The organism is Frankia sp. CcWB3, from assembly GCF_977927595.1.
Genome location: NZ_CDWRCK010000164.1, coordinates 1 through 9,682 on the forward strand (window position 1 = coordinate 1; position 9,682 = coordinate 9,682).

Consider the following 9,682-nt stretch of genomic DNA (forward strand, 5'->3'; position numbering starts at 1 on the left):
AACCGGCTCAAACGCCACCGGGCGGTCGCGACCCGCTACAACAAGCTAGCCGTCCGCTACGACGCAACAGCCACCATCGCCGCGATCAACAAATGGCTGCCCCGATGAACTTCCCAAACAGGCCCTAGCAGGTCGCTAAGATCCTCGAGCCCAAGCTCGCGGTTGAGGTCGGCGAACACGTTGAACAGCTCGCTGCTCGCCGTCTGCGCGCCGCTCGCGACGATGCCGGCCACGGGGACGATCGTGTAGAAGTGTCGCTGCACCACCGGATCCCGCATCAGACGGTCGACGACCTGCCGGGCGCCGTCAGCCATCGGGTCGTAGGCCCATGGTGTGGGACTGCCGGGAAGGCCGGGCCCCGGCGGCCAGTACCGTTCGTCGCAGCGGCTCAGGACGCCAAACGCCTTGAGCGGGTTGACGTCCCGGCCGTCGGCGGCGCTCTCGCCCGCCGAGAAACGGTCCACGGCGATTAGGTCGGTTTCGCCGACCCCGCCACTGAACAGGAAGACGACGGCGTCGGCGCGGTCGACCTCGGCCGTGCTGTCGGCGTGCACGGCGCTTGCATCCCGGCCGGTCGCGCGTAGCACGTCGGTGACCTGGTCGGCGACCACCGGGTCTGTGATGCCGAGGTACCGCGCCGCGTTCGCGGAGTCGACACCGTGCAGACTCGCCAGACCTGGCGTGTCGACCAGCCGGAACGACCGGAGCAACTCGATCGGTGCACCGAACTCGATCTTGCGGATGTCGCGGAGCAGATGAAGGTCCGCCGCGGCGGTGACACTCAGCTTCGCCAACTGGTCAGCCATCTAATCGACCACAGTGTTGTCGATTAGATGGATCCGCACGGAACGAGTCGGCGCGTGACCTAGCTCGACGACGTTGAAGGTCAATTCGAGCTGGCCGGTCGGCGCGACCTTCTCGCCGACGATCGCGTTGACGACGGTCGACTTGCCGCGCTTGATCTGGCCGGCGACGGCGACGCGCATCGGTTCCCGCTGGCGGTCGGCGCATCGCACCAACGCCTGGGCCAGCTCGAACGTCGCCCGGTCATCGACAGGCAGGATGCTCGCGACTGAGCGGAACCGCTCGACGACGGCGGCGTTGGCCGCGGTCACGGCGGCGGTGCTTGCCCCGGTGCCTGCGTTCATTGCTGCCTGCTGCACGGTTCCCCCCGTTGACATCACGATTCTAGGTGAACGATGCTGCGTGGCGTGTCGGACCCCTGCGCCTAGAAAGAGCGGAACGTGTTAGAAAGATGACTATCGGGTCATGACTCGCCATGATGCACGTCCGTCCCACTGGGCATGCGGCACTGACATGGCACGTTCCGGTCGGCCCTGTGCCGGCGTGAGCGCGGCGCACTCTGCCAGCATGGGCCTGGTCGTGCTCCCTTCCCGAGTGCGGCCAACAACGCACCGGCCTGGCTGGGAGTCACCAACGGCGCTCTGTGAGGAGTCACGCCAGCGGCGGACAGGCTTCTGATCAGGCCAGCAGGTGGACCAGGCTGGTGCCCATGACAGCGACGGACGCGTCGTCGGGAGGGCACACGAACGCGGCCGGATCTCCTGCGAGTCACGTCGAGCCACAGGCCTCAACCTGACGGTCCTCATTCAGGAGCACCGACGCGACACTCACAGATCTCATAATCCGCAGGGTGACCGCGACACCCCCTGACTGAGCCGCCGCGATCTCGCCGTCCGACGGGCCGGCGCTGCATGAGCCTCAGAAAACGGACATGTGCAACCCGGGGGTGGTACCGATCGTCCTCACCCACGCCCGAGCCCTACTCGCCAGCACCCCCGAGGGCCGCACCGCCTACCTCGACGCGGATCTGCGCGACCCGGAGCGCCCCGGAACTGCGCGACACCCTCGATCTCACCTAGCCGATCGCCCTGTCCCTGATCGCGATCTTCCACTTCATCCCCGACTCCGACGACCCGCACGGCATTCTCCGTCGCTTCGTCGACGTGCTTCCGTCCGGCAGCTACCTCGTTCTCACCCACGGCACCGGCGACTTCGACCCCACGTTGCTGGTGGCGGCCGAGGCCTACCGGCAACGGGGGATTTCCACCCAGCTACGCAGCCGCGCCGAGGTCGAGCGTCTGTTCACCGGGCTGGAGCTGGTCGACCCGGGGGTGGAGGTGGCACACCGCTGGCGGCCCGATGACACCGTGCCCGCTGACCTGACCAACGCCCAGGTCAGCTGCTACGGCGCCATCGGGCGGAAAGCGTAGCCGGGCCGGCTCGCGCTTCGGGAATGGTCAGGCACGGTGGATCAGGATGTCGCCGTCGCCGGTACGGGCGCGCACCTCGACGGTCTCGTCGGTGGGCGCGGGGGCGTGGATGGTGGTCAGTTCGCTGTGCACACCGCCGCGTCCCGAGCGGACGTCCAGCAGGGCGGCGGTACCTTTCCGTACTCCCACTTCGAGCCGGCCGGAACCGGATACGAGCGCGACTGCGCCGCGCACCACTTCGCCGATCCGCACGCTGCCCGAGGCGGTCCTGGCCTCGACCCCCGCCAGCGCGCGGTCGACGGTGATGGCACCGGCGGCAGTGATCAGCCGCGCGTCCCCCGTCACCTCACCGATGGTGACGCCCCCGTTGGCCGTCTTGACTACCGCCGAGCCATCGATCTCGCGGATCCGGATCATGCCGTTCGAGGTCTTGATCTCGGCGTGCCCGGTCGTGCGGCCCACGGACACGTTCCCGTCGGCGGTCCCCAGCCGGAGCCTGCCGGTCTGGTCAAGGTCAATGTCGCCGGTGGCGGTGTGGAAGCTGGAATCGCCCAGGCGGCCCGTGCTCTGGATGTTGGTCATCGAGCTCGCGTCGACCCGCGAACCGGTGGGCAGCTCGACTGTCACGGTGACGGAGCCGTCCGGCCCGGACAGCGAGCGGGCCTTCTTCCTGGGTGCTCTGAGGTGAAGCTTCCCTTCGTCGTACTCGATGAGGGTCTCTCGCGCCGTCTGAACGTCGGTGTCGTGCGACGGGTCGCTCGGGCGTACCTCCACGACCGTGTCGGCGCGGTCGCTCGCGTTGATCCGGACGTGGCCGGTCCCGAGTTCGATGACGGCGAGGATCGGCTCGGGGGTGCGGAAAGTCGGCATGATGATCTCCTTGTGGCGTCGTCAGCCCGGGCGTGGCTTGCCCGGGCGCGGTGAACGCTGGCGCGGTGAACGCGGTGAACGCTGGCGTGGCTAGCGCACCCAGCCGCTGTAACGCCGCCCCAGCTGCTGGCCTGCGTGCGGACCGGTGCGCCGTCCCGCGGCACCAGGGTCGAGCGCGGCGGAGACGGCGTGCACCAGCCAGGCGTTGACGGACAGTCCTTCGTGCTCGGCCGCTTCATCGATGCGCGGTTTGAGACGCTCGGGGACGCGTAGCGTGATCCGCGAGGTACGTCCCTCGTCGTCTTCTGGAGCGGCGGACGGTTGCCTGACCACGGCGGCCTTGAAGTCGTCCGCCCCCGAGTGGTCGGTCGGCGGTGGCGTCACGACAAAATCAGGGTCTCGCCCACGCAGGCGTACCTCGACCGAGCCCGGCGCCAACTCTCGGGTGATCTCGTCGGCGGCGGCCGACAGCGCCTCCAGCAGGGCGAGCCTGACGGCCGAGTCCAGGGGCAGAGTGAGCCGCTCGGCCAGCGCGCGGGCGTCCTCACCCCCGGCTTCTGCGGCTGCCGCGAGTTCCCGGCGGAGGTTCTCGACATACGGCGCAAGGTCCATGACGTCATGGTGGCGCCAAGTTGACGTCATGTGCAAGCTCTGGCAGCCAGTAGGACGTCACAGCTGCCGTCGCGGCTGTCGTCGCCTCGGCTGCCCGGCCGGTACGGCTGCCGGCGGGGCGGTCGCGAACCCTCGTTGCGTGCGACGACTACGAAAAGTAGCGATCGTCGGGGTGCTCTCGTCACCGTCGCAGGCCTCGGCGATAGTGGGGCGATCCGCCCGGTGGCGGCGGTGATGCAGACGGGGGTGGATGTGCCGGGCGACGCGCACGGCGTCAGGATGCAGCCACCGCGGGCCACGGATCCGGGGTCACTGGGCCGGCACCGGGTGCTGGGCAGGCTCGGTGCCGGCGGGATGGGTGTGGTCTACCTGGCCGAGGGTCCCCTCGGCCAGGTCGCGGTCAAGTTGATCCGACCGGAGTACGCCGACGATCCGCAGTTCCGGGCGCGATTCCATCGCGAGGTCCAGGCGTGTTTCCGGGTCGGCGGTGCCCACACCGCCCGGCTCGTCGACTTCGAGCTGGAGGCTGAACGTCCATGGCTGGCCACCGAGTTCGTCGACGCCCCGGACCTCGCCGCCCAGGTCGCGGCGGCCGGCCCCCTACCCACCGGGGAGCAGATCATCCTGGCGGCCGGGCTCGCCGAGGCGTTGGCGTCCATCCACGCGGCCGGCCTGATCCACCGCGATCTCAAACCGTCCAATGTGCTGTGGACCGCGGACGGGCCGAAGGTCATCGACTTCGGGATCGCCGCGGCGGCCGAGGCGCGCCCGCTGACCGCGGTGGGCGGAGTCGTCGGCACGCCCGGGTGGCTCTCGCCGGAGCAGGCCACGGGCGGGGAGGTCACCGCCGCCAGCGACGTGTTCGGCTGGGGGGGCACTGGTCTGCTTCGCCGCCACCGGCCAGCCGCCGTTCGGCAGCGGCTCCGCCGACGCGGTGGCGTCGCGGATCGCGGCCGCCGAGTTCCAGATCGACTCCGACCGGCTCGCTCCAGAGCTGCATGCGCCCGTCCGCGAGGCACTCGACCGCCAGCCGCCGCAACGGCCTACCGCGCTCGACCTGTGCGAGCGGCTCGTCGGTCACGCCCGGGGGCGCAGATCCCAGTGACGCGCATCCTTCCCGACGCAGCCCGGACACCCACCCCACCGGCTGCACCGCAGATCCCGGGTTCGCCGCAGACCCCGGCACCCGAGCCGCGGGCACGCCGTCGCCGTCGCTGGCTGCTGGTGGGCGCCGGCACCGTCGTGGTCCTCGCGCTCGCGGGGGCGCTCGCCACCGTGCTGGTGGCCGGGGGCAACAACTCGAGCGCGGACAACTCGACGAGTAGCCGGCAGTCCTTCACCGCCGACGCGCCGTGGCGTCTCGCGATCATCGACCAGATCGAAGGCACCGACAATGGGTGCACGATCATCGTGACCAGCGACAGCACCGGCGAGCAGCAGACGATCAAGGAGGTCTACGGTGCGAAGACCTTCCAGGTACCGCTTGTCGGCGGCTTCCACTGGCAGGCCAACGACCCCGGGTGCTCGGTGACGGCCCGCTCCGGATCGGGGACGGCCGTCCTACCCTTCGCCCAGCAGGCCGGCACCGGCGACACCGACGCGTTCGAGGTCCCCTCGGGCCTTGTCCGGGTCGAGGTCGTGGACTTCGCCGGCTCGGACGACTGCGGGCTGCAGCTCCACGACGCCGCCGACGGCCGGGAGATCAGCTTCGGCACCGCGGCCCGCGGCGGTCCGCCGTTGCTGCTGGACCCGAGCGGACGCACCCAGGTCTACCTGGCCAACCTCACCTGCGGTGTCCGGGTGTCGGCCGCCCCGGGCTGAGCGGGTTCTGTTCCCCGCTGCCCGGCACAGCGACGTAACGGGCGGTGGCCTCGCGGTCCGGATAACCACGGATGATCCAGGCACCACCCTTCGCGGTGCAGTCGTCCGGGCCGGGCAGCGTCGTCCTGCCCTGCCGCCGCCACGCCTCGAACAGCACGCGGATCACCTCGCCGTGCGTGCACAGCACCGCGTCCCCGCTGTCGTCCTGGGTGAGCACGGCGAGCAGGTCGAACGGCGAGGCGCCGACCGCGAGGGCCGAACACCGTTGCACCGGCAGGCCCCGGTCGGCCGCCACCGGCTCGACGGTCTGCTCGCAGCGGACGTACGGGCTGGTGAGAATCCGCGCCAGCGGAATCGGCCGGAGGAGGTCCACTACCGCCCGCGCCTCGCGCTGGCCGCGCCGGCTGAGCGGACGGTGTTCGTCGCGCCCCTGCCACGTGTGTTTCTCGCCGGCATGGGCGTGCCGGAGAAGGACGAAGTCGACCACGTCCGCTCCTCCTATCGACGCGTAGCTCGGATCCTGTCGTCGAACTCCGGCGATCCGCGATCGCTCGCCCTCCGGTCGAAACCCTCTCTGATCATCTACATCGTCCTGCATGCCGGGCAGGGCCGACCCCGATACCGTAGCGGCCCGTACCGACCGGGCGGCCGTAGGGCCGCTCGTGCCACCGCGGTCCGCACGTCGACGGAGGCGGACTGGCCGAGGTCGTCACCGTTGCGCGCGGCTGATGGTTACGGCCGACTGTTCGTGCGCCAGGTTCATCAAAGTGCCATCTGGGCGACCACGGCGGGTAACACGTGGTCCGTTCGTTGGTCGGCTGTTCCCGGTTGGCTTTATGGGCGCTCCGTCGGCGAGGGTCGTCGCCGCTGCGCTGGAGGACTTGTGGACCGTCGTCGCGTGCTCGCGGGGATCGTCGCAGCGCCTTTCGCCGCCGTCCCTCTCCTCGCCCCGGTAGCCGCGTCGGTCGCCCCGGCGGGCGCCCTCGGCTCCGGCGGTGGCCAGCGCCGCCCGACACTGGTGATCGGGCATCGAGGAGCGTCCGGCTACCGTCCGGAGCACACCCTGGCCTCCTACGAACTGGCCGCCCGGTTGGGTGCCGACTTCGTCGAGCCGGACCTCGTGCCCACCAGGGACGGCGTCCTGGTCTGCCGGCACGAGCCGGAGATCGGCGGAACCACCGACGTCGCCGCGCATCCCGAGTTCGCCGCCCGCAGGACGACGAAGATTCTCGACGGCGTCGCGACCACCGGCTGGTTCACCGAGGACTTCACCCTGGCCGAACTGAAGACGCTGCGCGCCAAGGAACGGCTGCCCGAGGTCCGCCCGCAGAACACCAGGTACGACGGCCAGCTCGAGATCCCGACGTTCACCGAACTGCTTGATCTACGCGCCCGGCTGTCCCGGGAACTCGGCCGCGAGATCGGCGTCTACCCGGAGACCAAGCACCCGACCTATTTCGCCAAGGCCGGCCTGCCCCTGGAGCGGCGGCTGCTGGACATCCTGGTCCGGTACGGCCTGAACCACCGGGGCGCGCCGGTGTACGTCCGACCACGAATCTCTGCGAGCTGCGTACACTCGGCCTGCGCACGGCCTCGGTACAGCTGCTGTCCGCCACGGGCGCGCCGTTCGACCTCGTCAATGCCGGCGACCCGCGGACGTACCAGGATCTGTCGACGCTGGCCGGGCTGTGGCAGATCGCCCGCTACGCGAACGGCATCGGCCCGGACAAGCTTCAGGTCATCCCCCGGGCCGGGGACGGGACGCTGGGTACCCCGACCTCCCTGGTCACCGACGCCCACGCCGCCGGGTTGGTGGTGCATCCGTACACCTTCCGCGCGGAGAACACCTTCCTCCCGAAGGACTACCAGGTGGGCACCAGCCCCAGCGACCTCGGCCGGGCCGTCGACGAACAGGTCGCCTATCTCAAGACGGGCATCGACGGGCTGTTCACCGACCAGGCCGATATCAGTGTCCGCGCCCGGGCCGTCGCCGCCGGCCTCCCGAACCCCGGACCCCCGCCGGCCGACCATCACCCCACTCACTGACCCGCCGGCAGGTCCGCCTCGACATCGGACAGCCGGTTAACCGAGGGTCGGAAGCACCCGTTCGAAGAATTCGTGGTGACCGGCGAACGTGAGCTCCAGCCGGGTGAACTCGTGCGGCGTCACCCAGCGGGCGTCGCTCACCTCGCCCGGGTCGAGGATCAGTTCCTCGTCGGATCCGACCTCGGCGGTCCACCAGTGCAGCTGGTAGCTGCCGTCGTCGGTGTCGCATTCCCAGACCTTCGCAAGGGGGGTGACCGCCAGCCCCACCTCCTCGCGGACCTCGCGAACCAGCGCCGCCGCCTGGCTCTCGCCGGGCTCGATCCGGCCGCTCAGCGGAGCCCAGTAGCCCGGTCTCTGCGCCTGCGGCCCACGCCGGATGACTAGTACGCGACCGGCCCTCAGCAGCACCGCGACCACGGCCTGCCGTTTGCCCACCGCTGCCGTCACGGGAACCAGTGTAGGGAGGGGGCCGACGTCGCGACGGAAAAGTGTGGAGGGTTGGGCACGGTCCGCCAGGCCAGGTCCGGGGATGCACCGTCACCGTGGCCACCCCGTCCTCCGCCGTGGCCAGGAGCAGCCCGTCGCCGCCGGGGAGTTCCACGTCCGGAACGTTCCCGGTCTCTACCTCCCACAGCCGGGTCATCGTGTCTTCCGCCCCGACCGGGCGCCACCGTGGAGCAGACAGCCCACCGGTGGTGTCACCGGCCCGTCCGGCACCACTCCCCACCGGGCTGCCGTGCACGAGGTGCGGCCGATCGTCCATGTCACCCGTACAAGCAGGTCTTCCACCAGGATCGGGAGTTCCACCACCGGCTCCCCGGCCCGGGCAGGCGCCCACCGGTGGGCCTTGTCGAACTCCGCCTGCGGAAAGCTGGTGATCAGTGCGCCGTCGCCGTCCAGGACCAGCAACGGCCATCCCCCGCCGGTCACAGGATCACCACCGGATCATCCGGCCGGTGCAGCGGCGCGGCGGCACGGTCGGCCTCGACGCAGGCGTGCACCACCTCGCCGTCCTCTCCACCGGCGAGCAGGTCGCCAACCCGAAGCCGCTCGCCTGCTCGCTGCGCAGGCTGCGGCGCGCGTCGCGGGCCTACGCCCGGTTGAAGCCGGGAATCGCTGGCCGACACCAGCGGGCCGCGCACCTCGCGAAGATCCACGCTCGGGTGGCGAACCAGCGCCGCGACGGGCTTCACAAGATCACGACCCGACTCGCGACGTCCCACGATGTGATCGTGGTGGAGGATCTGCACGTCGCCGGGATGGTCCGCAACCGGCGCCTCGCCCGCGCCGTGTCCGACACCGGCCTGGCCGAGATCCGCAGGCAGCTCGCCTACAAGACCATCTGGTACGGGTCGCGGCTGGTCGTCGCGGACCGCTGGTATCCAAGCTCGAAGACCTGCTCCGGCTGTGGCTGGCGAAACCCAAGCCTGACCCTGGCCGACCGCACCTTTCACTGCCAGTCCTGCGGGCTGGCGATCGACCGCGACGCCAACGCCGCGGTCAACCTGCATAACCTCGTCGACCGCCAGTACATCGGCGACGTTAAAACTGCCCGTGGAGTCGACCGTAAGACCCCGCCTGCGGGGCCGGTGGCTGTGAAGCGGGAACCCGGCACCGCGCCAGCGGGTCAGACCGGGGGTGCCTCACCGAGAGGCGAGGCGGCATGAACATCGCTATCCATCGCTCTCATGTAACGGTGATTCCCCCTCGGGCGATGAGCTGGGCGGCGATGACGTTGCGTTGGATCTCGTTGGTGCCTTCGCCGATGATCATGAGTGGGGCGTCGCGGAAGTAGCGTTCGACGTCGAACTCGGTGGAGGAGCCGTAGCCGCCGTGCACCCGGACCGCGTTGAGCGCGATCTCCATCGCGGTTTCCGAGGCGAACAGCTTGGCCATCCCGGCTTCCAGGTCGCATCGCTCGCCGGCGTCGTAGCGGTCGGCGGCCAGGAGGACGAGCTGGCGGGCAGCGGTGTACTTGGTGGCCATGTCGGCGAGATAGTTGCCGATGGACTGGTGTTTCCAGATCGGCTTGCCGAAGGCCTCGCGTTCCTGGGCGTAACGCAGCGCGTCGTCCAGCGCGGCGCGGGCGATACCGGCTC

At 70.2% G+C, this 9,682-nt stretch carries 9 protein-coding genes and 4 pseudogenes; 5 read left to right on the forward strand and 8 right to left on the reverse strand.

Features of this window, described 5'->3' with window-relative positions:
• Nucleotides 1-108: pseudogene (locus ACY5KJ_RS13295) on the forward strand (IS5 family transposase); the annotation flags it as partial.
• Here ACY5KJ_RS13295 and ACY5KJ_RS13300 read toward each other — a convergent pair.
• Nucleotides 57-806 (reverse strand): hypothetical protein, encoded by a 750-nt coding sequence (locus tag ACY5KJ_RS13300; protein WP_462203473.1) that lies wholly within the window; start codon nucleotides 804-806, stop codon nucleotides 57-59. The pseudogene ACY5KJ_RS13295 and the gene ACY5KJ_RS13300 overlap by 52 nt on opposite strands.
• Nucleotides 807-1,148, reverse strand: coding sequence for a dynamin family protein (locus ACY5KJ_RS13305; RefSeq protein ID WP_462203474.1), 342 nt, complete (start codon nucleotides 1,146-1,148; stop codon nucleotides 807-809).
• Nucleotides 1,149-1,705: 557 nt separating this feature from the next.
• On the opposite strand from ACY5KJ_RS13305, the pseudogene ACY5KJ_RS13310 reads away from it, so the two are divergent.
• Nucleotides 1,706-2,234 (forward strand): annotated as a pseudogene (locus tag ACY5KJ_RS13310) (SAM-dependent methyltransferase); the annotation flags it as partial.
• Nucleotides 2,235-2,261: 27 nt separating this feature from the next.
• Here the strand turns inward: ACY5KJ_RS13310 and ACY5KJ_RS13315 are convergent.
• Nucleotides 2,262-3,104, reverse strand: a complete 843-nt coding sequence (locus tag ACY5KJ_RS13315; protein ID WP_462188434.1) for a DUF4097 family beta strand repeat-containing protein — start codon at nucleotides 3,102-3,104, stop codon at nucleotides 2,262-2,264.
• 90 nt (nucleotides 3,105-3,194) lie between these two features.
• Nucleotides 3,195-3,716, reverse strand: a complete 522-nt coding sequence (locus tag ACY5KJ_RS13320; protein ID WP_462188433.1) for a toxin-antitoxin system HicB family antitoxin — start codon at nucleotides 3,714-3,716, stop codon at nucleotides 3,195-3,197.
• A 234-nt stretch (nucleotides 3,717-3,950) separates the two neighbouring features.
• Here ACY5KJ_RS13320 and ACY5KJ_RS13325 point away from each other — a divergent pair, with 234 nt between their 5' ends.
• Nucleotides 3,951-5,537 (forward strand): protein kinase domain-containing protein, encoded by a 1,587-nt coding sequence (locus ACY5KJ_RS13325; protein WP_462203476.1) that lies wholly within the window; start codon nucleotides 3,951-3,953, stop codon nucleotides 5,535-5,537.
• On the opposite strand, the gene ACY5KJ_RS13330 is transcribed toward ACY5KJ_RS13325, so the two are convergent.
• Nucleotides 5,500-6,024: a SixA phosphatase family protein gene (locus tag ACY5KJ_RS13330; RefSeq protein ID WP_462188432.1), complete on the reverse strand. Its 525-nt coding sequence runs from the start codon at nucleotides 6,022-6,024 to the stop codon at nucleotides 5,500-5,502. The two genes, ACY5KJ_RS13325 and ACY5KJ_RS13330, sit on opposite strands and share 38 nt — an antisense overlap.
• Before the next feature lie 396 nt (nucleotides 6,025-6,420).
• Here ACY5KJ_RS13330 and ACY5KJ_RS13335 point away from each other — a divergent pair.
• Nucleotides 6,421-7,583 (forward strand): annotated as a pseudogene (locus tag ACY5KJ_RS13335) (glycerophosphodiester phosphodiesterase).
• Between the two features lie 36 nt (nucleotides 7,584-7,619).
• Here the strand turns inward: ACY5KJ_RS13335 and ACY5KJ_RS13340 are convergent.
• Both ACY5KJ_RS13340 and ACY5KJ_RS13345 read right to left on the reverse strand, forming a co-directional pair.
• The gene (locus tag ACY5KJ_RS13340) at nucleotides 7,620-8,018 is read right to left on the reverse strand and encodes an NUDIX hydrolase (RefSeq protein ID WP_462188436.1); all 399 of its coding nucleotides are present in this window, start codon (nucleotides 8,016-8,018) and stop codon (nucleotides 7,620-7,622) included.
• Between the two features lie 204 nt (nucleotides 8,019-8,222).
• Nucleotides 8,223-8,513, reverse strand: a complete 291-nt coding sequence (locus ACY5KJ_RS13345) for a hypothetical protein (protein WP_462188438.1) — start codon at nucleotides 8,511-8,513, stop codon at nucleotides 8,223-8,225.
• Nucleotides 8,514-8,536: 23 nt separating this feature from the next.
• On the opposite strand from ACY5KJ_RS13345, the pseudogene ACY5KJ_RS13350 reads away from it, so the two are divergent.
• Nucleotides 8,537-9,250: pseudogene (locus ACY5KJ_RS13350) on the forward strand (RNA-guided endonuclease InsQ/TnpB family protein); the annotation flags it as partial.
• Nucleotides 9,251-9,269: 19 nt separating this feature from the next.
• On the opposite strand, the gene ACY5KJ_RS13355 reads toward ACY5KJ_RS13350, so the two are convergent.
• A partial coding sequence (locus tag ACY5KJ_RS13355) for an acyl-CoA dehydrogenase family protein (RefSeq protein ID WP_462203475.1) occupies nucleotides 9,270-9,682 on the reverse strand: 413 nt, incomplete at its 5' end.